At 49.9% G+C, this 22888-nt stretch carries 23 protein-coding genes and 1 pseudogene; 15 read left to right on the top strand and 9 right to left on the bottom strand.

Annotated features, from left to right (window positions below; translation table 11 throughout):
* The first annotated feature begins 1 nt into the window (after window position 1).
* The 4 genes from rpoA2 to AZH53_RS02075 all read left to right on the top strand — a co-directional run bounded on the left by rpoA2 (window position 2) and on the right by AZH53_RS02075 (window position 2214).
* The gene (gene rpoA2 / locus AZH53_RS02060; protein ID WP_406600384.1) at window positions 2–1153 is read left to right on the top strand and encodes a DNA-directed RNA polymerase subunit A''; all 1152 of its coding nucleotides are present in this window, start codon (window positions 2–4) and stop codon (window positions 1151–1153) included.
* Window positions 1154–1163: 10 nt separating this feature from the next.
* Window positions 1164–1454 carry a 50S ribosomal protein L30e gene (locus AZH53_RS02065; protein WP_319641895.1) on the top strand — a complete coding sequence of 97 codons (291 nt, stop codon included), beginning with the start codon at window positions 1164–1166 and terminating at the stop codon, window positions 1452–1454.
* A 1-nt stretch (window position 1455) separates the two neighbouring features.
* The gene (locus AZH53_RS02070; protein ID WP_319641896.1) at window positions 1456–1905 is read left to right on the top strand and encodes a NusA-like transcription termination signal-binding factor; all 450 of its coding nucleotides are present in this window, start codon (window positions 1456–1458) and stop codon (window positions 1903–1905) included.
* 84 nt (window positions 1906–1989) lie between these two features.
* The gene (locus AZH53_RS02075; RefSeq protein ID WP_319641897.1) at window positions 1990–2214 is read left to right on the top strand and encodes a hypothetical protein; all 225 of its coding nucleotides are present in this window, start codon (window positions 1990–1992) and stop codon (window positions 2212–2214) included.
* A 9-nt stretch (window positions 2215–2223) separates the two neighbouring features.
* Here the strand turns inward: AZH53_RS02075 and AZH53_RS02080 are convergent, their stop codons facing one another.
* From AZH53_RS02080 to AZH53_RS02095, 4 genes are all read right to left on the bottom strand, one after another.
* Window positions 2224–2913, bottom strand: coding sequence for a DOMON domain-containing protein (locus AZH53_RS02080; RefSeq protein ID WP_319641898.1), 690 nt, complete (start codon window positions 2911–2913; stop codon window positions 2224–2226).
* 45 nt (window positions 2914–2958) lie between these two features.
* Window positions 2959–3876: a DUF1786 domain-containing protein gene (locus tag AZH53_RS02085; RefSeq protein WP_319641899.1), complete on the bottom strand. Its 918-nt coding sequence runs from the start codon at window positions 3874–3876 to the stop codon at window positions 2959–2961.
* Between the two features lie 117 nt (window positions 3877–3993).
* Window positions 3994–6195, bottom strand: coding sequence for an anaerobic ribonucleoside-triphosphate reductase (gene nrdD, locus AZH53_RS02090; protein WP_319641900.1), 2202 nt, complete (start codon window positions 6193–6195; stop codon window positions 3994–3996).
* 3 nt (window positions 6196–6198) lie between these two features.
* The gene (locus AZH53_RS02095) at window positions 6199–6468 is read right to left on the bottom strand and encodes a glutaredoxin family protein (protein WP_319641901.1); all 270 of its coding nucleotides are present in this window, start codon (window positions 6466–6468) and stop codon (window positions 6199–6201) included.
* Window positions 6469–6583: 115 nt separating this feature from the next.
* On the opposite strand from AZH53_RS02095, the gene thpR reads away from it, so the two are divergent.
* From thpR to AZH53_RS02135, 8 genes and pseudogenes are all read left to right on the top strand, one after another.
* Complete coding sequence (gene thpR / locus AZH53_RS02100; RefSeq protein WP_319641902.1) at window positions 6584–7123, top strand: RNA 2',3'-cyclic phosphodiesterase; 540 nt, start codon at window positions 6584–6586, stop codon at window positions 7121–7123.
* The gene (cca, locus tag AZH53_RS02105) at window positions 7120–8499 is read left to right on the top strand and encodes a CCA tRNA nucleotidyltransferase (protein ID WP_319641903.1); all 1380 of its coding nucleotides are present in this window, start codon (window positions 7120–7122) and stop codon (window positions 8497–8499) included. The genes thpR and cca overlap by 4 nt, the downstream gene beginning before the upstream one ends.
* A gap of 99 nt (window positions 8500–8598) precedes the next feature.
* Window positions 8599–9606: a phosphate uptake regulator PhoU gene (locus tag AZH53_RS02110; RefSeq protein WP_319641904.1), complete on the top strand. Its 1008-nt coding sequence runs from the start codon at window positions 8599–8601 to the stop codon at window positions 9604–9606.
* 159 nt (window positions 9607–9765) lie between these two features.
* Complete coding sequence (glnA, locus tag AZH53_RS02115; RefSeq protein ID WP_319641905.1) at window positions 9766–11100, top strand: type I glutamate--ammonia ligase; 1335 nt, start codon at window positions 9766–9768, stop codon at window positions 11098–11100.
* A 118-nt stretch (window positions 11101–11218) separates the two neighbouring features.
* A complete protein-coding gene (locus tag AZH53_RS02120; RefSeq protein WP_319641906.1) occupies window positions 11219–12415 on the top strand; it encodes an ammonium transporter in 1197 nt (398 codons plus the stop codon).
* Between the two features lie 11 nt (window positions 12416–12426).
* Window positions 12427–12741 (top strand): P-II family nitrogen regulator, encoded by a 315-nt coding sequence (locus AZH53_RS02125; protein ID WP_319641907.1) that lies wholly within the window; start codon window positions 12427–12429, stop codon window positions 12739–12741.
* Between the two features lie 229 nt (window positions 12742–12970).
* Window positions 12971–13183: pseudogene (locus tag AZH53_RS02130) on the top strand (winged-helix domain-containing protein); the annotation flags it as partial.
* Between the two features lie 24 nt (window positions 13184–13207).
* Window positions 13208–13924 (top strand): DUF128 domain-containing protein, encoded by a 717-nt coding sequence (locus AZH53_RS02135; protein WP_319643621.1) that lies wholly within the window; start codon window positions 13208–13210, stop codon window positions 13922–13924.
* Between the two features lie 13 nt (window positions 13925–13937).
* On the opposite strand, the gene AZH53_RS02140 is transcribed toward AZH53_RS02135, so the two are convergent.
* The 5 genes from AZH53_RS02140 to AZH53_RS02160 form a co-directional block, all read right to left on the bottom strand.
* Window positions 13938–14681, bottom strand: coding sequence for a DUF128 domain-containing protein (locus AZH53_RS02140; RefSeq protein WP_319641908.1), 744 nt, complete (start codon window positions 14679–14681; stop codon window positions 13938–13940).
* Window positions 14682–14786: 105 nt separating this feature from the next.
* Window positions 14787–15821 carry a Coenzyme F420 hydrogenase/dehydrogenase, beta subunit C-terminal domain gene (locus AZH53_RS02145; RefSeq protein WP_319641909.1) on the bottom strand — a complete coding sequence of 345 codons (1035 nt, stop codon included), beginning with the start codon at window positions 15819–15821 and terminating at the stop codon, window positions 14787–14789.
* A gap of 4 nt (window positions 15822–15825) precedes the next feature.
* Window positions 15826–16572 carry a GltB/FmdC/FwdC-like GXGXG domain-containing protein gene (locus tag AZH53_RS02150; RefSeq protein ID WP_319641910.1) on the bottom strand — a complete coding sequence of 249 codons (747 nt, stop codon included), beginning with the start codon at window positions 16570–16572 and terminating at the stop codon, window positions 15826–15828.
* 2 nt (window positions 16573–16574) lie between these two features.
* On the bottom strand, window positions 16575–18092 hold the full coding sequence (locus AZH53_RS02155) for a glutamate synthase-related protein (RefSeq protein WP_319641911.1): 1518 nt from the start codon (window positions 18090–18092) through the stop codon (window positions 16575–16577).
* Window positions 18092–19138: a class II glutamine amidotransferase gene (locus AZH53_RS02160; RefSeq protein WP_319641912.1), complete on the bottom strand. Its 1047-nt coding sequence runs from the start codon at window positions 19136–19138 to the stop codon at window positions 18092–18094. The genes AZH53_RS02155 and AZH53_RS02160 overlap by 1 nt, the downstream gene beginning before the upstream one ends.
* A 118-nt stretch (window positions 19139–19256) precedes the next feature.
* On the opposite strand from AZH53_RS02160, the gene glnA (AZH53_RS02165) reads away from it, so the two are divergent.
* From glnA (AZH53_RS02165) to AZH53_RS02175, 3 genes are all read left to right on the top strand, one after another.
* A complete protein-coding gene (glnA, locus tag AZH53_RS02165; RefSeq protein ID WP_319641913.1) occupies window positions 19257–20588 on the top strand; it encodes a type I glutamate--ammonia ligase in 1332 nt (443 codons plus the stop codon).
* A gap of 144 nt (window positions 20589–20732) precedes the next feature.
* The gene (locus tag AZH53_RS02170; RefSeq protein WP_319641914.1) at window positions 20733–21929 is read left to right on the top strand and encodes an ammonium transporter; all 1197 of its coding nucleotides are present in this window, start codon (window positions 20733–20735) and stop codon (window positions 21927–21929) included.
* A gap of 124 nt (window positions 21930–22053) precedes the next feature.
* Window positions 22054–22824, top strand: a complete 771-nt coding sequence (locus AZH53_RS02175) for a TIGR01458 family HAD-type hydrolase (RefSeq protein WP_319641915.1) — start codon at window positions 22054–22056, stop codon at window positions 22822–22824.
* Window positions 22825–22888: the final 64 nt, after the last annotated feature.

Consider the following 22888-nt stretch of genomic DNA (forward strand, 5'->3'; position numbering starts at 1 on the left):
CATGCGGGAGCAGATCAGATCCTCGGATCTGCCTGAAAAGACCAAAATTGATCTGATTACCTTCATGGAAGGAAGGCCTGTCAGTTCCGAACAGTTCGATAGGGTCATGAATCAGGTCTTTGATGAATATGGCAAAACCAGGATTGAACCCTGCGAGGCAGTGGGAATTATCGCTGCGCAATCAATCGGGGAACCGGGCACCCAGATGACGATGCGAACGTTCCACTATGCGGGTGTGGCGGAAATCAACGTTACTCTGGGTCTTCCCCGTCTCATTGAGATAATGGATGCACGAAAGACGCCATCAACTCCGACGATGACGATCTACCTGAAAGATGATTTCAATACGAACAGGGATCGTGCCCGCGATGTGAGTTGGCAGATTGAAGCGACACGCCTCAGCGAATTTGGTGATGTGACGACCGACCTTGTGAACATGGAGATTCTTGTTCAGATCAATAAGGAAGTCTGTCAAAAACGGAAGATCAGTGTTGAGGATATCATAGAGAAAGCACCTGAGAAGATTCGAAGCCGCCATCATTACCGTGACTTCGAGCATGAAGCGGATGCGGATAAGGCTGTGATCCATTTCTTCCCCAAGAATGCTGAGAGCTACCAGAACCTTTTCCAGCTTCATAATCATGTGCGCGATGTCATCGTTCAGGGTATAGATGATATTGAGCGTGTGGTCGTCCGAAAGGAGAGCGGAGAATACATTCTATATACCGAAGGATCAAACCTTAAGGATGTATTTCAGGTGGAAGGCGTCGATACGTCCCGGACGCGAACCAATAATATCGCAGAGATATCAGAGGTTCTGGGAATCGAAGCAGGCAGAAATGCAATTATCGACGAGGCGCTATCCACACTGCGTGAACAGGGTATCCAGGTGGATGTTCGCCACATCATGCTTGTCGCTGATATGATGTGTATGGATGGCGAGGTCAAACAGATCGGCCGTCATGGTATTGCCGGAGAGAAAGAGAGTGTTCTTTCCCGTGCGGCATTCGAAGTGACAGTCAATCACCTGCTTGACGCAGCAGTCGCAAATGAAGAGGATGTCCTCGAAGGTGTGACCGAAAACGTCATCGTCGGTCAGCCGATCCAACTCGGCACCGGTGATGTAAAACTCATCGCAAAACCAATCAACTAGGAGAATTTCAATGGATTTCGAAACGTCTCTGAGACGCGCTATCAAAACTGGCAATGTTGTACATGGCCAGAAATCTACAAAAGATTGTATTGAAAACGGTACTGCACAGATGGTTGTTGTAGCAAAAAACTGTCCTGAAGAGATTGTCAGTTATATTGCGGACAAACCTGAGGTTTTCATGTATATCTATAAGGGTTCAAGTATGCAGCTCGGCAAAGCCTGCGGAAGGCCGCACATGGTCAGTGCGCTGGCAGTGGTTGACGCCGGTGAATCTGATATTCTGAATCTCAAGAGGGCCTGAAATGGGTGAAATTGTATTGAATGAGCAGTGCCTCCAGCTCATGGCCCAGTTTGAAGCAATCACTGGTGCAGGAAGCCGGGACTGTATTGTCGACGAACGTAACGAGCGTCTCATCTTTGTCATAAATCCTGGTGAGATGGGGCGAGCTATCGGCAAACAGGGTTCCAGCATAAAGAAAGCCTCAGATGAGATGGGAAAAAGAATTGAGGTTGTGGAGTTTTCAGATGACGCAGAACAATTTCTGCGCAACTGTTTCCTCCCTGCAAGAGTCATCTCCGTTTCCATCGATGAAAATGAGGAAGGGGAACTTGTGGCCCTGATTGACGTTGCTGAAGAAGACCGTGGGATTGCTATCGGCAAAGCGGGTAAGAATATCTTCAAAGCAAAGCGTCTTGCAGAACGTCAGCATGACATCAGTGATGTCCAGCTCGTTCAGGACGATTACGAATAACCTTTTTTTTTGGTGCCGATCCGGCAACCTTTATCTGATATTCCGTCCATTCCAGCAGAAGGAACTAATCGGCGGATAGAGGTTATGATACAGGATATTGCGTATTATGCAGTGTATACCTTGCCTGTGGTGGTGGTAATAGGGGCTGTAACGCTTCTGAGTTTTGTTGGAACGGCATCAATTCCTATTCTCAATCGTCAGAGGAAGGAAAAAATTCCAATAATCTGGCACATAAGGATGGCCCAGGTTTCGTTTATCCTTGCCATCGTTCATGGACTGCTGGCTGCAAGTATTTACATGGGATTTTAAGCGCATGGGTCAGGTGGTAAAATCCACCCTTCCCTTGCCAATATTGTGTTTCAATAGTGGTTCGTCATTAGCCGACACTGCCCAGATAATTGGAATCGTCTCACCCTCCGTCAATTCTGAATCAAATTTGTCTCCGGTGTTCATCAGACGTGAGAATTCGATTGTAGTTCTGCTGTTCGATTCAATGGCTTCAAAGGCCAGGATATCAAACGTCCCCCCAAGGTCCGTATCGGCAGGATGTGGACCATATGGCCCGGTTGAATACATGTCATAGATGTAGGTTTCACCATCTTCCGATCCACCGAGAATAATGTCTGCGTTGTCCATACCTGAAGTCGGCCTGAATCCTATTGCCACCCACCCTTCGTGACGACTGCGGAGTGCCATATAGAGTATATCGGATTCTGATGACCAGAAGATCTCCATTATACCGTCGCCCACGGTCAATGAGTTGAGGTATTCCCCTTCGGAGATGATTCCATCCGCTCTCCACTCTTTCGGAAGCGGTGATGGTGAGGGGGGTGTGGTTTCTGTCGGAGGGGATGAAGTCTCCGTCTCTGCTGGTTGAGGAGTGGTGGCGCCGGTCACAAGGGGGACGGGTGTTGGTGGGGATTCGATGCTCTCCTCTGGTGCAGTGCATCCGGCACCGGCAATACAGAGAAGTACCATCATCAGAAGTGTGAATTTTTTCCGGTTCATGGACGGGTAATTGCGCTTGTATATGATAATTGTAACCGGGATTGGCTATCGTATCCTTGACCAGGCGCAGAGCAGGCCAAAACATCCGGTGAGCATCATATCTCCGTAAGGGGCGGCCTGATATGCTTGGGGAAGAAGCGATTTTCTGTTTGGTCCGGTCACTGCGGTAAGTGTTGATTCCATCGGGGCATGTACGGCAGCTCCATGTCCGTGGTCATTATAGACTTCCTCGTTGGTGAGAGTTCCGTTTTCCAGTTTTTCCAGATATTTTCTTAGGCGTTCCTGATTCAAAGCCCGTGAATGATGTTCAAATATGCCACAGACCTCATCACCCATAATGGTAAATGCGAGAGTATGGCCATTGCCGACATTGACAACCGTCACTCCATCCCCTGCATGGTCCTTTACCAGTGGGTCCTCGAGTGCACCCAGTATTGCAGCAGGTCCCGTATCCATTACCAGGGCATCGGGTTTTTTCTGTATGATAGCATTCATTCGTGTCATCGACGGGTGAGGTGGATCGTCGATGAGCCCGAAAAGATTCCAGTCCCTCTCTTCAAGGGTTTTTTGCAGGTGAGCAAAACGAAAAAGCCTGTTACTCATATCGGGGCTGTACCCGTGGTCCTGGACAGCTATGCCAAGGTGCCGTGGGTACGGAATTTCGAAACGATGGAACATCTCCCGCAGTTCGGTTTCCATGTAATCCCCCGTGTGAATATGAACAGCATTTTCGGGGGGTTCTTCGGTGATGATCACTCCCTTGTTTTTCACTACCTCAAGATTATCCTTGATAGTCAGTGCCGCGGAGCGGGTCGCACTGACCTTCGCTCCCATTGAAATCCATTTTGCCACTGCCTGGGTATTCCGGCCCCCTCCCATCACCGGTCCGGTCAGGTGTACCGGCAGTCCCCTTTGTGCGGCATTCTCTATCTTCCTTCCAATAATCTCATTTGGTGATGGCAAAACAAATTTGTACGAATTCTCTATAGGGCATGAAGGGTCATACAGGAGGATATCCTGTGTGCCCCTTCCGACATCGATGAAAAGGACCGGTTTTTCGGGAAGTGACATGTTTGGAAACTAGACTTCAACCCGGTAGTCTACTGCTGAAAGACCCGATTCGGGTAATTTCTCTGTCCTGAATTCCTTAAACTGTCTCAGTGATACAGTCAGGTCGCGGGTGAAGGCAAAGTACCCTATCTGGGTGTTCATGCAGAGGTTCATTGCCATATCCATTAGTCCACGGGGATCGGGACGGGCCTCGCCAAGCCAGATGTGGAATATATTCCCCCCATCTACAATCGGGAAGAAGACATGCTCTATCTCCATTCTCTTTGTCAGGGGAACATCTGCACCGGGGGTGACATGTGTACCGTTGGTGTAGTAAACGGGGAGGTCAAAACTTTTCCCCAGTCCTTCCAATGTTTTTCCGATATCTCCCTTGACGACGCTCTCTGCATGGGGGCGGAAACGTTTGTCAATAAGGTCGGCGATTGCAAATCTCTGGCCAGTTGTCTCTGCAGGAGTCCGGGCAAGGGCGATTTCCATGTTGTGGCGTTGAGACAGCTCATGGGCGTAGAGCTCCATTTCAGTCATCGCCCGAATAGCAAAGGCAAAGGCCTCATCGCTTTCATGGAGTTGGCTTCCGATGTGGTGCTGGACCATTTCATTGACACCCACGATGCCGATGGTGTAAACCAATCCCTCCAGATCAACGGCAACGGGTCCCCGTTCTTCGTAATCGGGGTCGTTTGGATCTTTTGGTCTCTGCATGGCAAATGGCATACGTCCGGTTGCACGGATGTGATTCATCCAGCGCCGCTTTATCCTGAAAATTTCCACCGAAACGTCCATTAATTTCTTTAATTCCGAAAAAAGAGCTTCATCGTCTCCCTCTGCCTTATATGCCGCACGGGGGCAGTTGACAGAGAGAACCTGCCATGATCCCATCGAGAAATGTGCTCCCTCGCGGAAGTACATCTTATCTTCGAATGAAGCGTCGTCTTCCGCAAGAGAGGAGAACTGGTAGGCACAGCACTGGTAACAGGAGATCCCCTCTCCCGCTCCGCGGTATGGGGGGATTTGGTTGTCATAATAGGGCGTCCCATACTTCGATGCCAGTTCAAAGGTCATCAGATACAGATCATGATACGTGGGGAGTTCCGGGTGTGCAACGTTATATTCTTCGTCTTCCACGAGGAAATCGGGTTCAATGCTGATTTCCGGTTTCGGGAAATTAAAGGGTTTACCCCAGAAATCACCCTCCAGCATCACTTCCATGAGTGCCTTGAACAGCAGCCTCACTTCACGTTCAAATTCCTGATATGTTCGGTTTGGCGCCTGTTCCCCATTCCAGATCTTTCCCTTGAATACACATGGTTTTTCTTTCCATAATGTGGGAACTCCCGGGGAGAGCTGGACGGAAGAGAAGACGACCTGTCCACCGCGTGCCACCATCATCTGGGTCATCTCGTAGACGAACATCTGCATGAGCTGTTTTATCTCGTCATAACCAAACCCTTCGAAATAGGGGGCAAGGAAGGTGAGAAAATTATAGTATCCTTGGCCGCCAGCAAAATTCGTCTGTGCGCTCCCGAGGGCCTTGACCGCATGCAGGACAGCGACCTCTGCCCGTTTTGCCGGACCGGCTACTGATGCCTTGGTACCGCTGCCGTCGGGCATGAGGCCATAGTAAAAGAAGTACCTGAGATCCCAGTCCTGGCAGAATGGTCGGGTGCCAAAATATTCCAAGTCATGGATATGCAGATCTCCTGAAAGATGGTAATCGGCGAGCTCCGGAGGAAGTTGGAGGAGATACTGTTCCTTGCTGATCTTGTCGGCTTTTTTCTTATGTGACGTCTCTGCATTCTCCTGCAGATTGGCATTGTCGTGGGCTTCAAATCCCCTGCCGACGTCAATCAGGTGAGCATCAAAGACCGGTGTACCAACACGGGTGCATACATTGCGGTAACTCGTAAGATCCCGTTCCAGGAGGGTGATATTCAGAATTTCACGAATGAGCGGACCGGTAAGATACCGTAGTTTGAGTTTCTTAATTTTATTTTCGACCTCAAGACTAATCTGCCGCGCCAGTTCCTCGTCAGCCCCTTCCTCTCCGTAAAATGTACTGACGAGCTGTGTCTCCTGAAGAACCTGCTGTACGATTTTTTCTCTGTCCCAGTCGATAATATGCCCTCTGGACGTGCGCACTTTTGGAAGTGCAGGGACATAGAATCCGTCCAGTGTCTGCTGGGATTCGACACGATGGTGTTCACGTGCCATAGTCTAGTCACCTTTACAGAGAGGTCCTACCACATCCTCAATGACACCCTTTGCATCAAAAAGGTCTTTTGATGTAAGAAACGTCTTTCCGACCTGGAGAACTGGTGCCTCCCGGACGAAAACCCCGTTTATCCTCAGTTCTGTAAGTGCCTCGGCACTCATCATATCACGAACTGTATACTTCGCACCCGCGCCATCCAGAAAATCCTTTAAAAGTTCACAGTTTGGACAGTTTTCAAGGGTATATACGTTGATTTGTGCATTATCGGTCACCTAAAAAAATCCCCCTGCTTTCCTAAACAAATGTACCATCCAGCAAAATATATTTTTGTTGTTTGGTCTGCTTCAGAAGGTTATCCTTAGTACTGATGGATACATATAGAGATGCATGGTGCGGGTCTTCATCGCGATTGACATGCCTGAAGAGATCAGGGCAAAGATGAATGAAGTTCAGGATCGCCTCAGGTCATGTGCCGCAAAAATGACGTTTGTTGAACCTTCAAATACGCATATGACGTTGAAATTCATCGGTGAGGTGGATTTGGGGACGCTTGAGCATATAAGGGCGTCATTTGCGGCGCTCCGTTTTGACCCGTTTCCGGTAGAGATATCTGGTGTTTCCCTGAATCCTCCAAAGCGCCCAAGGATTGTCTGGGCAGAGGGTGAAGATGCCGGATGCGGAGCGCGCATACAGGATGAAATTGATGAAATGTTCTCTGTTTATGGAATTGGCAAAGAATCGAGGCCTTTTCGTCCACATGTGACTCTTGCACGGATAAAAAAATATGATCCCTCGCTCAGGAGTGCAGTAAGCGAGATTGAAAAGATATCATTCGGTACCTTCTGCGTTGATCGGATACGTCTCAAGGAGAGTCAACTTACGCCTGATGGACCGGTGTATACGACCATTGATGAGGTGAGGGGGTGAACAGGCCCATATTTGAAGAGGATGCTTTGGCATCTCTTCGGCCCGGGCCGTCTGAGAGGGATCATATCCATTCCATTGCAGCAGTTATCGTGAAAAAAATTCAGGGAAGCGGCCTTGCGGATGCAATGGTGGTTGGATCTGTTGCCAGAGATACCTGGATCAGCGGGGACCGCGATCTGGATGTTTTCATGCTCTTTTCTCCGTCTGTCTCACGGGAGGAACTTGAGGAGAACGGGATACGGTTGGGGCGGGAGATTGTTGAGGATATGGGGGGGATCCCGGTTGAGAAGTATGCCGAACATCCCTATATCAATACCATAATCGACGGGCTTGATGTTGATCTGGTGCCGTGTTATGCAGTTGATGATGCCTCTTCAATCCAGAGTGCGGTAGATCGGACTCCCTTTCATACCCGGTATATAAAAGAACATATCGGGGGTCTGGAAGATGATGTTCTTCTGTTCAAACAATTTGCAAAAACCGGGGGTGTCTATGGTTCAGACCTGATGACGGAGGGATTTGCAGGATATTTATGTGAGGTTCTGGTCCTCTATGCCGGAGGTTTTGGATCACTGGTGGAGTCGGTCACCAGATGGAAGCCGGGTATGATTATAGACATCGAGGGTCATCGGCAGAAGGACTTTACGGATTCCCTGATTGTAATTGACCCGGTGGATCCAAGGCGTAATGTCGCTGCCTCTCTCTCGCTTCGTCGTTTTGAGGAATTCATTGATCTCTGTCGGGCATATATCGATCATCCCTCGTCCGCATTTTTTGCCGGTCGGAGTGCCGCGAGGATTACGAAGCAGGAACTGCAGTCTGCAATCGATGATCGGGGTACGGGTTTTTACGCTCTGGTGTTTCAAACACCTCATCAGATCCCGGATATCGTCGTCCCTCAACTCAGGAGGACAATTGGTGGGATTTCGGATCTCCTTTCAAGAAATGATTTTGTAATCAACCGGGCAGCCGGATATATGGGCGACAAGGAATGTATCCTTGTGTTTGAGTTGATTGTTGATACCCTCCCGGCCCTGCGCTGCCACATGGGCCCGCCGGCGCATAATCAGGTCAATGCTAAAAAATTTGCTTCGAAATATCTGGAATCCCCGGTGTTTTCCGGCCCATATATTACTGAATCAGGTATTTATGCTGTTGAAATCAGGCGCAAGTGGCTAAATGCGCGGGATCTTCTTTCGTCCGGCGACATTTTTCAGGCAAGGATGGGGAAATATGTGGAACAGTCCATGCACCATGGGTACAAAATATGTTCCGGTGCAGAATGCTGGAATGAGGAATTTTCAGAATTTTTATATGAATTCATCAATTGTTCCTCACCGTTGAAACGACTGGGTACTATAGTCCAAGGCGATTGAGGGTCGAACTCCGGAGAAGTATATAATATATATATTTTAAGCCGCATCTATTAAAATACAGGTTGGGCAATGTACTTCAGGATTGTGGGGCTATAACTTATGGAAATACGGAAAGTCCAGGTGACCGGAGGGTCCTCCTTTATCATATCGCTCCCAAAAGAGTGGGTAAAAGCGTCGGATATCAAAAAAAATGATCCCCTTGGTCTTATTGTCCAACCGGACGGATCTCTGACGATAACTCCGAAACTCTCCGGAAAACTTGTGGAGAGGATAAAAACTTTTGATCTTTCCCTTTTGGATGATCCTGTGTATCTGTATCGTTCTCTAATCGGTGCATATGTCACCGGGTATGATACAATTGTGATTCAGTCGCCTGGGAGGATACCTTCCTGGGCCCATAAGGCGGTGCGTAAGTTTACTCAGCGCACTGTCGGTCAGGAAGTATCTGATCAGACGGATCGCAGGATTGTTATCAAGGACCTCCTCAATCCTGGTGAGATGCCGTTTGATAGCACGCTGAGGAGAATGGCAGTTATTGTTGCAGGGATGCAGCGGGATGCGGTTTTTGCCCTGAAGACCCGTGATGAGGAGCTTGTGGAGGATGTTATTCTTCGTGATCGTGATGTCAACCGATTGTACTGGCTTGTCGCACGGCAGTTCAATCTCCTGCTTAGGAATGTATCCCTCTCCCGTGAGATGGGTGTCGATATCGAACTTGCTCTGAATTATCTGCAGATTTCCCGTGTTATTGAGCGGGTGGGGGATCATGTGGTCAAACTCGCTGAAAGCATCCGCGGGCTGATGTATGTGTCCCTCGAAAAGAAGATCGTGGATCTCATAGAGGTTGAGAATCGCGAATCTCTGAATATATTCCAGTCGAGCATTGATTCATTTTTTGAAAAAGATATCCAGAAGGCAAATTCGACGATTCAGGGCGTCGATGAATTCGTAAAAAAGTGCGCGGAAATCTCGGGTGCTCTGTTTGATCTCGGGGCCCCGGGGGTCATATATATTGGGTACTGTATTGAAAATTTCCGAAGGGTCGGTGAATATGCCGGCGTAATTTCGGAGAATACAATTAATTATCTGGTAATTGAAAAACCATAATTTGGGGGAATCCTCAAATCAATCCACAATTTTTGTGCGATTGTGGTCGATGAATCTTATATTTCCGGCGACAACTACTATATTCGTCTATATAGAATATGGGGCATGAACCATAGCTTGTGGGCCAGATATAAATACTGCCTGCGTGTATGAATACTCATGGCACAGACATCTGATGTCACAAAAATGCTCGAGAAGATCGAGGCGGATAATGTTAAATTTATTCGGCTTCAGTTTTCTGATATCCAGGGGTTGCCCAAGAATGTGTCAATTCCCGTGACTCAGGCAGAGAAGGCGCTCACCGGTGGAATTGGCTTTGACGGGTCTTCTATCGAGGGTTTTGCACGGATTGAAGAGTCCGATATGGTTCTGAAACCGGATCTGAATACCTACTCGATTATACCATGGAGGCCTGAAAACTCAAGAGTGGCCAGGTTTATCTGTGATGTCCATCTTCCCGATGGTTCGCCTTTTGCCGGGGATCCCCGTCATATTCTGAAGACGGTTCTCAATGAGGCAGCTTCTATGGGCTATGTATTCAATACCGGTCCAGAACTGGAGTTCTTCCTCTTCAAGAGGGACGAACTCGGTATGCCGACGACAGAATTCCAGGATTTGGGAGGATACTTTGATTTGGCTCCAACCGATCTTGCAGAGGATGTGAGGGCACAGATTATCAGCGCACTTACCGCGATGGGTTTTGAGATCGAGGCATCCCATCATGAGGTGGCTGAAAGCCAGCATGAAATTGATTTCAAGTACAACGATGCCCTGACGACGGCGGACAATGTCCTTACGTTTAAGTTCGCAACAAAATCGATTGCGCTGATGAATGGTCTTCATGCAACCTTCATGGCAAAACCGTGCTACGGGATCAATGGAAACGGAATGCATACGAATGCATCTCTCTTCAAGGATGGAAAGAATTCGTTCTATGATCCGGAGGCTCCAATGCAGCTCTCCCGGACATCCATGCATTTCATTGCAGGGGTTCTTGAGCATATCAAGGCAATCACGCGACTTGCCAACCCGACGGTAAATTCCTACAAACGGCTTGTTCCGGGATATGAAGCTCCTGTCTATGTAAGCTGGAGTGGGAGTAACCGTACGGCGCTGATCCGGGTGCCTGCACCCAGGGGCAATTCCACTCGTGTTGAAGTACGGAGTCCGGACCCGACATGTAACCCGTACCTGACGTTTGCGGCAATTCTGGCCGCCGGTCTGGAAGGTATCCGCAAGCAGATGGAACCCCCGGCAAGTGCCGACAAGAACATCTTCGCAATGACCGATGAAGAGCGCAAACAGGCTCACATTGAGACTCTTCCCGGAGATCTGTTCACCGCAAACAAGTGTCTTCTGGAAGATAGCCTCATCTGTGAAACACTCGGAGGTCATGTCGTAGAGGGTCTCAATAACATCGCCAAGATGGAATGGGATTCCTTTAGAACAGCAGTACACCCATGGGAAGTGGAGCAGTACCTGTCAAGGTTCTGAATGTAAATCTGTGGGGAGGAGACACACCCTCTCCTCCTCATGGATATTCTCACAAAAACAAATGGGTACGAGAATTCCAATCTAATATTGGTATGATTCCTTAAGAATGGTGTGATTTATGCCTATTGACAGCGGAGACACCGCGTTTATCATTATCTGTACAGCCCTCGTCATGCTCATGACTCCCGGAGTGGGACTCTTCTATGGCGGAATGGTCCCGAAGAAGAACATTATCTCCATGATTGGGCTGGCATTTGTCGCATTTGCCGTCGTGAGTATTCAGTGGGTCCTCTTTGGATACAGTCTGGCATTCGGGCCGGATATCGGAGGATTCATCGGTGGTCTGGATTACGCCCTCCTGAACGGAGTGGGTCTTGGCGGAGAAGGAATTCCGGATTTGCTCTTCGTCGTCTTCCAGCTGGTGTTTGCAGCGCTCACCGTTGCTATCATCACCTCTGGTGGTGCAGGGCGTATCAAGCTGAGCGCCTTCATAGTCTTCGCTCTGCTCTGGACGACCCTTGTCTATGATCCCCTCGCCCATTGGGCATGGGGTGGCGGATGGGCCTCCCAGCTTGGAGCACTTGACTTTGCCGGCGGCACTGTCGTGCATATAAGTTCTGGATTCGGCGCTCTTGCCCTTGCCCTTGTGCTGGGTGCACGCAAGGGATTCGGAAAGTATGCGATGGAGCCCTCTAACATACCAATCACCCTGCTTGGTGCAGCGCTCCTTTGGTTCGGGTGGTTCGGGTTCAACGCCGGAAGTGAACTTGCGGCAGATGCGATTGCAGCAAATGCCTTCCTGGTCACCAACACCGCGGCTGCAGCAGGCGCGCTTGCCTGGATGGGTGCCTCATGGATTAACGGGAAGCCATCCACACTTGGCTTTGTTTCGGGAGGTATCGCAGGTCTTGTAGCGATTACGCCTGCCGCCGGATTCGTCGACATGCCGGCATCGATCGTTATCGGTGCGCTTGCAGGTCTGATCTGCTACAGCGCTCTCCTGTGGCGCCAGCGCAAGGGTCTGGATGAGTCTCTGGATGCATGGGCAATCCACGGTGTCGGGGGATTCTTCGGTGCACTTGCAACGGGAATCTTCGCAGTCGCCGTCATAGGCGGTGTTGATGGTCTTATCTACGGGAATGTGGATCAGTTCCTGATACAGCTGCTTGACGCCGTCGTTGCAATGGCCTACGCCTTTGTCGTGACCTTTGTCATTGCAAAGATAGTAGACCTCGTTATGGGTCTTCGCGTGGAAGAGACAGAAGAATACGTTGGTCTTGATCTCTCGCAGCATGGCGAGAGTATGGATGCGTAAGGAGTGATACGATGAAGAAGGTTGAAGCAATCATTCGTCCTGAAAAGCTGGAAGATGCCAAGTCGGCACTCGATGAGGCCGGATACTATGCAATGACAGTAACTGATGTGCGAGGAAGGGGTGCCCAGAGGGGCATCTCGCTCCAGTTCCGTGGAAAGAAGGTGAATGTTGATCTTATTCCTAAGGTCAAGCTTGAGATGGTTGTCGAGGATGAATCGGCTGAAAAGATTGTAAAAATCATCCAGAAGGCAGCATTTACCGGTGAGGCGGGAGACGGAAAGATCTTTATCATCCCTGTTGATGGGGCGTATCAGGTCCGGACATAATCCGGACTCGCCAACTCCTTTTAATATATACTACTATGAAATTTTAGTGAGTCCTCTATTTCTGCGCCAAAGGAATACCATTGATTATTTACTATTATCCTGATAATATACGTGGATGAGTTCTCTGTTCCTTTGGGCAGACGGGAAAATCCTGTTCCTGATTAGTACTTTCCTGAGAGCGTTAGCTTTGGATAATGCCCGGGAACGCCTTATGGGGGTTTGCTAACGGATGAGTTTTGTTCGTTCTGAGAGGAAATGTGTTGAAATACTCCGTATTCTGTCAGAACACCAGGAGCCGATTGGGGCAAAACGGCTCAGTGAATTGCTGGCAGAACGGGGTTTTCTGTTGACTGACCGTGCTGTCCAATACTATCTTCAGTATCTTGATGAGCAGGGATTTACCCATAAGATCGGGAATAAAGGGAGAATTCTCACTGATGAAGGTATATCTGAGGCAAATCTTGCTTTGATAGATGACCGTATGGGTTTTGTCATCTCCAAACTGGAAAAACTGGCCTTCAATGTTACTTTCAATCCGGAAACGTCAACAGGAGATGTCGGGTACAATCTGACCGTGGTCCCGTATGAATTTGTGGATGATGTGGCGCAGGCCTTCGACGAGGTCATCGCAGGTGGATATACCTTCTATAAGGGATATTGTATCACCGATCAGGACCCGCGGCTTCCTGAAGGGCACGCAGGATTTCTGAGTGCATGTTCGATAACGATGGATGGGGTTCTCCAGAACCATGGCATCGCAGTAAATGTAGTATATGGAGGCAGATTCTCCATCGTTGATTCCCGACCAGTAGGTTTTGTTGATCTTATCGGGTACAAAGGAACGACTGTTGATCCTCTCCCTCTCTTCATCAACGCGGGGCTTACCAATGTACATGGGGTGGCGACAACCGGGACGGGAATCGCCCTTGCCAATGTGAGGGAAGTCACCAATAAAGCAAAGGATCGGGTTGAGGAATGCGTCGAGCATATGGTAAAGGCCGGGTTTGTCCGTCCGGTTGGTATAGGGGACGGCCTTTTCAATCTCCGGCCGGATCCCTACCGCCTGTCCATCGTATTTTTCAGTGGTATGAATCTTGTGGCAAATGCGGTCGAAAAAGGGTACCCCATATACACAGAAATTGGAGCAGGAATTATGCCGTTTTCCCGGTTTCTGGAAGAATAATATTTTTTTTATTTCAGATATTCTCAATTCTGTCAAAGTTGGAAATATCAATCAGACCCTTCATCGCCTTCGTGTTAGCCCATCTGCCTGATTCTATGAATGCAGCAATGGGATTTGTTCCCCCGATCATTGAAAGACCCAGATAATTTGTTGTTATGGGGACTCCAAGAAGGGGTGAATTCGGACTGCCGACTTCCAGGACACCGGTGATTCCCGCCTTGGTCAGGTCCTCAAGGGTATCAAAGAGAAGTGTTTCGGCTTCCATGTGGCATTCCCTGATATTTGCAAGGATACTGCCCGTGCCGGTCATGATGACATCGGTAATATGGGTTGTTCCCTGATCAATCATGACCTGTGTCGGATCAATTGTCGTTGAGTCGTATTTGATCATCGTCGTAAATCGTTTTGGGATATTATCCCTGATCTCAACAAGACCCCCTCCAATCGGGTTGATGGGAATCCCCTGACGGAGGAGTATGGCGTCAACTGTTATGCTGCACATGGTGACGATCCCTATATGGCCGTGAGGAATTGCATATTCACCGATATATTCTCCAGCAACGGCAAACATTACCCTGTTGCTGAAGCACACGCCTGCTGCGTATGCTTCTTTCATAATCAGACGCGCAGCATCAAGGTCCTCCTCCTTTATAAGGGTCAGGTTGAATATGACTTCACCTTCATCATGGAAAGGGTCGTATGAGACCATCAGTGCATATTCATCGATCAGGTGGTTGATAAATTTCAGCTGGGTCATAGTCACATTCTCCGGAAGAAACGAATTTTCAATGGTATTCTTACGTCAAACCCGGAAAAAGAAAAAGATATTCTTTCTGAAAAGGGGAGTAAGAAGTATCGGGAATTATCTGCGGAGCCGTTTTGCTTTGTCGCCGGCAAGACGCTCGATGATCTTTGGATTTGTCTCCCCTTCAACGATCAGATCCCCCCTATCCACGGCATGGTTTACATAACCATCTCCTGTGGGTGTCCGGACAATGAGGGTGGTATAACCCTCTCCACTTCCTATTGAGCCGGCAGAGATATCTGCATCGACAGCGGTCAGGTCGCCGCAGACATGACAACCGGGGCGAACATAGTCTTCGAGTTCTGAAAGGGGAAATTCGGACTGTGTACCATCCTGCCGGTTGACAATGAGTTTACCCCTGACATCAAGTCGTTCAATATCCCACGGTTCGATTCCAATTTCTCTTTGTAATTTTCCTTCGATGAGCTTTTCATAATCAAATGTTTCCGTGCAGAAAAGGCCAATGATCAGACGGATCGCCCGTCCATACGGTTTCAGGAACACATGGTTGGATGACTGGATGATTCGTGCGGCCGAAGCGGCACACGGCACTCCGATGATCGCAATTTTCTCCTTCTTTTGTGTTATGACCGCATTTTTCAGGGCCGAGAGAAGCGGGACCCACCATGCATACCGGCTCCCGGCTTTCGAGATGAGGACCTCCTTATCGGTGATGATTGTTGCAGCTGGTTTCTGCGTCCATGGATCGGCGGCTATGGTAACAATACAGTCGATGGTCCCCTCGTTGAGTGCTGTTGTCAGGATGGCCGTCACCGCTCCTCCGCTCTGCCGTTTCTGCACTTCGAAACCTGACCGTGCCGATATCATTCGGAGATGGCTGCCCGGACCGGTCGAAGCCATCCGGTGGGCGTCCTGGTCCCGTGTTCGCGGACAGGCTGCATAACATGCACCGCAGGGGACGCCGTCTGTTTCATCCTTGCAGTACCCCGTATGTGCCGGACTGCTGAACTCGCCATTCTTTCTGAAGATTATTGCATCTGCCGGACACACCGCAACGCATGCCCCGCATCCTGAACACAGTCCGGTATCCCATACCTCATCCCTGAGTTCCCTGAAGGTTTTTCGTTTCATCTCTTCACTCCCATGTATATTTTCCTGCAAAGGGGCGGGCACTTGCCGGTCCGATCCTTACATATTCGTCCTCAAAGAGAGAGGAATCGGTAATGCCGAACTCCATGCAGTATTTTTCGATATATGGGCGGATACGTTCCCGTTCGTCAGCACCAAACGGTTTCTTCGTTGCTCCGATCCCAAGATGCCGGTCGGGCACGTCGCCCCTGATGTATATCTCCCCTCCGTGGATTCCAGTGCCTATTCCCCTCTCATCAACAGGGCAGGTCTTTCCAATTCCGAGAATGATGAGGAGGCCCCCTGCCATGTATTCTCCCAGAAATGCTCTTGCATGGCCGCCAACGACGAGAACGGGCTTTTTTTCCCTGTACTCCTTCATGTGGATACCGCCCCTGTACCCGATGTCACCTTTTACGTAGACTTCTCCGCCCCGCATGGAATGCGCCACGGCATCCCCGGCATTTCCATGGATATAGATAGTGCCGGCGTCCATGGTATTGCCGGGTGCATGTTCGGCATTTGCATGGACGATACATGTTGGCCCTGACATAAACATGCCGAGATCTCCCCCGGGAACACCATTGATGATGAGGCGGACATCGGTGCCCCTGAGGCCATTTCCGATAAACCGGTGCCCGTTCACATTGTTGAGTACAATTTCTTTTGCACCTGCAGCCACTGCCGACCGAATCATTTGGTTGAGCGGGGTGTAATGAAGTCCCGCAGCATCTATGGTAACCGTTTCTGTCATCGCTATGCTCCCGCTCCGACGGTCTTCACGTCCAGAACGTTCATGAGGTTTTCGTCAAGCATATATCCTCGTAACCGGTCCCGGTTTCCTCTCAGGCTTTCAATTGAATTGATACCTGCTGCCCCCATGAGTTCTGCAATCTCAAGGGTCCAGCCGTTGATCAGGTTGGATACGTTTTCCCACATGATATCCGGGTCAAGACGTGCAGTGAGATCCGGACGCTGGGTTGCAATGCCCCACGGGCACAGCCCACGGTAACAGTTGCCGCAGACCCGGCATCCGAGGGATATCAGTGCAGCCGTACCGATGTAGACCGCGTCGGCACCAAGCGCGATTGCCTTGGTGACATCTGCACTGTCGCGGATACCTCCCGATGCGATGACCGAAACTTCATTCCGGACGCCATGTTTCCGGAGTTTTTCATCAACCGCTGCCACCGCCGCCTCGATGGGGATTCCAACATGGTCCCTGAAGACTCTCGGCGCTGCTCCCGTTCCCCCACGGAATCCATCGATGACAACTGCATCTGCTGACGAACGGGCAATGCCCGATGCAATTGCCGCCACATTATGCACTGCCGCTATCTTGACGAAGACGGGTTTTTTCCACTCTGTTGCCTCTTTGAGTCCCCGGACAAGTTGGGCCAGATCTTCTATGGAATAGATGTCATGATGAGGGGCCGGACTGATGGCATCACTGGAGACTGGTATCATCCTTGTTCCGGATACACTCTCGTCCACTTTTTCGCCGGGGAGGTGCCCTCCGATTCCCGGTTTTGCTCCCTGACCTATTTTTATCTCAATGGCCGCGCCGCGTTCGAGGTAATCGATATCAACACCAAATCTTCCGGATGCCACCTGGACGATCATGTGATCCTGGTAGGGGTACAGGCGCTTATGGAGACCTCCTTCTCCCGTCCCCATGAATGTTCCCTGCGCAGCTGCACCCCGTGCGAGGGACAGCTGGGCATTGAGAGAGATGGCGCCATAACTCATATGACCGATCATGATAGGGGTTTCGCATCTTAGATTCGGGGCAAGACGGGTGAGGAGCTCAATGTCCCCATCCGGTTTTGTGGTCACCTCTACCCTTGAGGGTTTCTTCCCTATATAGGTCCGAAGTTCCATCGGTTCCCTGAGCGGATCAATGGAAGGATTGGTTACCTGGCAGGCATCGAGGAGAAGCCGATCAAATATCGGCGGTACATCGAGTACATTTCCCATGCCGGCGAGGACGATTTTTCCGGTCTTCGCCTGGTTGAATATTGCCTCCCGGGCCTCCCGGGTCCAGATTGGGTGTGACCGGTATGCAACCGGCTTCTCCTCAAGATCTATGGCATCCCGTGGACACATGGCAATGCATCGGTGACATCCTGTACAGGCACGTGAATTCACCAGTATTCTGTTACCTTCTCTCCTGAAAGTTCCATAAGGGCAGTTTTCGATGCACTGCTCGCACAGCATGCATTGGTCCTGATCGATTCTGACCCTGAATTTTGGGGGAGTGCTGCCGATGGGCATTATCTTACCCTCCCTATGACGGGTTCGCCTGCCCGGGGCATCCAGATGTGTTCAAGGTTTTGGTCCATGACCCGTATTGCAGCCTCTTCACTTGAGATGTAGAGACGGTCGCCGGATTCCGCCGCAACCAGCGGTCGAAGTTTTATCCTGTCGGTAATTCCTGCAATGCCGTCAGAGTTGGCAACAACAATTGCGAATGGGCCGTTCATGAGCGCCGAACCGTATGCCATGCGGATGGTGGTATTCATGGTCTGTTCTTTTTCCTGCATGGCGTCAATATCATCCCAGAACGGAGGTGCAAGTGCCTTGAGGGCAAGTTCAAGGGGGAGAGCATGTTGACGGGCAAGGAGATCCGTGAGATAGGCTACTACTTCGGTATCCGTGTACATCGTGCACTTATAGCCGAAACTCTCCAGATATCTCCGGTTTGTTCCATAGGAGGTAATTTCTCCATTGTGCACAACTGTCCAGTCCAGAAGATTAAAGGGATGTGCCCCTCCCCACCATCCCGAGGTGTTGGTGGGGTACCGGTTATGGGCGAGCCACTGATACCCTTCATAATCCTGGATGCGATAGAACTCAGCTACATCCTCCGGCCACCCGGATGCTTTGAATATTCCGATATTTTTACCCGTTGAAAAGAGGAGGGCTCCCGGAATTTCTGTATTGATTTTATTCATGATGTGAATAAGGATGTCTTCCTCGGTAGCTGCCGTTCCCATCGATTTTGGATACGGCTTATAGAAGTATCTCCAGGGGATATGTTCCCTTCGGAGTCGTGGCTGCTCAGAGGTGGGAATCATCTCACTGACTTCAATGGTGCCCCATTTCTCCAGTTCCTGTTCTACTATGGCTTTTGGCTCCACAAGGTTGTCATAGAACAGGTGGAGGGCATAATGGTCTGCGTAATCCGGATATGCACCATATACTGCGTACCCTGCTCCTTCACCATTTCCTCGCTCATTCATTAATGAAAGGGCATTTTTTATTGCTGAACCGTCCATGGGTTCCCCCGAACGGTCGATAACGCTGATTATTCCGCACATGCTACCACAAATTGTGAAGGGGGTTTCCCTCCATTTTAATTTTTCCAGACCAAAACAATCTGTGCAATAACGTTTATACGACAACTATAAATAACGATGGGTAGAAGTTTCTTTCCGTATGATCGAAAACGATGTTGCACAGATGCTCGAGCGCATACACAACGACGGAATCAAGTTTCTTCGCCTCCAGTTCTCAGATATCGAGGGAATACCAAAAAATATCGCAATTCCGGTAAACCAGGCAGAAAAGGCACTTACTGATGGTATCGGGTTTGATGGGTCCTCGATTACCGGTTTTGCAAGCATTGAAGCATCGGATATGCTCCTCAAGCCGGACCCCCGAACATATACCATTCTTCCCTGGCGACCGGAGGAAGCCCGGGTTGCCCGTTTCATATGTGATGTCCATCTTCCTGACGGCCGGCCGTTTGAGGGTGATCCCAGATATATTCTGAAAAAGACTCTTTCCAAAGCTGCCGAACTTGGTTTTAGTTTTAATACGGGCCCGGAACTGGAATTTTTCCTTTTTAGGATGACTGAAGATGGAAAACCCACCACCGCCTATCAGGACGAAGGCGGGTACTTTGACCTCGCCCCGACCGACCTCGCAGAGGATGTCCGCCGGGATATTATTCTTGCCCTTACGGACATGGGTTTTGACATCGAGGCCTCCCACCACGAGGTCGCTCAGAGTCAGCATGAAATTGATTTCAAGTACAGTGATGCCCTGACGACTGCAGACAACGTTGTTACCTTCAAATTCGCAACAAAATCCATAGCGCTGCAGAATGGCCTGCATGCGACATTCATGCCAAAACCTGTTTATGGTATTAACGGAAGTGGAATGCACATTAATGCATCGCTCTTTAAGGACGGAAAAAATGCATTTTATGATCCGGACGGCCCCCTGCAGCTCTCCGATACAGCACGGATGTTTATTGCCGGAGTCCTGAAACATATCCGTGGAATTGTCCGTGTCTCCAATCCCATTGTCAACTCCTATAAACGGCTTGTACCCGGCTATGAAGCTCCGGTGTACATTGGGTGGAGCGCGAGCAACAGGTCCGCTCTCATTCGGGTACCTGCCCCTCGCGGGTCCAGTACACGTGTCGAACTACGCTGTCCGGATCCCTCATGCAATCCGTACCTGACTTTTGCCGTCATTCTGGCAGCAGGTCTGGACGGAATTAAAAACGGTCTTGCTGCACCCGGCAGTACGGATAAGAATATCTTTGCCATGACTCCGGAAGATCTTGCCGCAGAGGGCATTGACATGCTGCCGGGTGATCTCCATACCGCAAACCAGTACATGCTTTCGGATCACATCATCTGTGAAACATTGGGCTCTCATGTGGTGGCGGGTCTGGATGCCATCGCCCGGAGCGAATGGGATGCATTCCGGACCGCTGTTCATCCCTGGGAAGTCGAGCAGTACCTCTCAAGGTACTAATTTTTCCCTGAAATCTGATCGTAATTCTCAATTAAATGGTGGTATCGTGATTTTTCCATTCATGGATTTCCTATGTGCCATGCCATTCAGCATGAAATTCAATTTTAGGATCTCTTCTTTCCCCCACCCGGAGCTGGTTATGAAATGGTAGCTGATAGCGGTGATATTTCCTTTTTGCTGGTTGCAACGGCGATGGTCATTCTGATGACCCCCGGTGTCGGTCTGTTCTATGGCGGTCTTGTCCGTAAAAAGAATCTGATTTCGATGATCGGGCTCTGCTTCATTTCGCTTGCGGTCGTTACCGTTCAATGGACCCTCTTTGGATATACCCTCGCGTTTGGCCCTGATATCGGCGGGATAATCGGGGGGGCGGATTATATCGGGCTGGTTGGGGTAAACGGTGAGAGCGGAACAATTCCCGACCTTCTCTTCATGATATTTCAGCTCTCATTTGCAGCGATTGCCCTTGCAATCATCACATCGGCGGTTGCTGAACGCGTCAAACTCAGCGCGTTTATTCTCTTCGGCCTGCTTTGGACAACTCTCGTTTATGACCCGCTTGCCCACTGGGTATGGGGAGGGGGGTGGATGTCCATGATGGGGATCTACGATTTTGCCGGCGGGATTGTGGTTCATATCAGTGCAGGATTTGGTGCACTTGCACTTGCGCTGGTTGTTGGAAAGAGAAGGGGGTATAATGAGTACGTGCTTGAGCCGCACAACATCGCGATGACCCTTCTCGGTGGTGCACTGCTGTGGTTTGGATGGTTTGGCTTTAACGGGGGGAGTGCCCTTGCGGCGGACATGGTTGCCGTCAATGCAATCGTCGTTACCAACATAGCAGCATGTTGTGGGGCTCTCTCATGGATGGCAGTGTCATGGTATATGGACAAGCCAAGTACATTAGGACTGATCAGTGGTGCGATAGCAGGTCTTGGCGCAATTACTCCCGCGGCGGGATTTGTCAGTCCTTTGAGTGCCGTTGTCATCGGGACGGTGTCGGGTCTCCTGTGTTATGGAGCCATGATATTTCGGATACGAAGAAACTGGGACGAAAGTCTGGACGCCTGGGCCATCCATGGTGTCGGAGGAACGTGGGGGACGATTGCAATTGGAATATTTGCCCTGTCAGCAATTGGTGGTGTCTCCGGAATTCTGGAAGGCTCTCCGGCACAACTGTTCATTCAGGTTGCAGGTGTGGTGATAAGTATCGTCTACGCCTTCGGGATGACATGGGTACTGGCCAAAGTCGTCAATGCAACGGTTGGTCTTCGGGTAACTTCCCAGGAGGAGTATGTCGGCCTTGATATTGCACAGCATGGGGAATCCATGGAGGCATGACAGGGGTGCCTTGGCACTACCCTGATTGGTCAACCGGGTTGTTGACAGGGAAAGGGAAAAGGCGCCTTTGATGGACATGATTAAATAGGTCACATTCTTATGTTGGCTCCAGAGAGGAAATTGTATGAAATACCGAGGTGTCCTTTTTGATATTGATGGCGTCCTGTATACCGGCGGGAAAGTGATTGACGGGGCACCAGCTATACTGGATGATCTCCGTGCCCATGACATTCCGTTCAGGTGTATTTCAAATACGACCCGCTCATCGCGTGCGACAATTGCACAGCGCCTGGAAAAAATGGGTTTCTCCATCTCTGCAGAACACATTTTCACTCCGGCCGTTGCGGCGGCATCATATCTGATTTCCGCCGGAATATACCGGTGCTTGTTTCTTACGGCACACGATGTAATGGAGGATATGATGATCTCCGGCATCGAGAGTACGGGGAAGGACGCCGGGGCCGTGGTTGTCGGCGATGCCGGGGACCGTTTTACCTACAACATGATGAATGAGGCATTTCGTGCTCTCATCTCCGGCGCCGAACTTATTGCTCTTGAACGGGACAGGTACTGGATGGATGAGGATGGGCTCTCTCTCTCTGCTGGTCCTTTTGTCGCAGGCCTTGAATATGCATCAGGAGTGCATGCCTCTCTTGTCGGCAAACCCTATCGGGAATTTTTTGAAGCCGCTCTTCATTCTCTGGGGTATTCCGCGTCTGAGGTGCTGATGGTCGGTGATGATATCATCACAGATATCGGGGGGGCTCAGGCAGCGGGAATCGATGCTGCATTGGTCCGCACGGGCAAATTCAGGGAAGAATTATTTAGGGAATCCGGGATTGACCCGGATTATATCATCGATTCGGTGCTCTGTCTTTATGACATCATTGCATGAGCGCCAATTTTTATCGAAAGAGTAAATGATCGATTGCGAATGACCAATACAATATTGGAATAAT

It is taken from the genome of Methanovulcanius yangii (assembly GCF_018687785.1).
Classification (GTDB): domain Archaea; phylum Halobacteriota; class Methanomicrobia; order Methanomicrobiales; family Methanomicrobiaceae; genus Methanovulcanius; species Methanovulcanius yangii.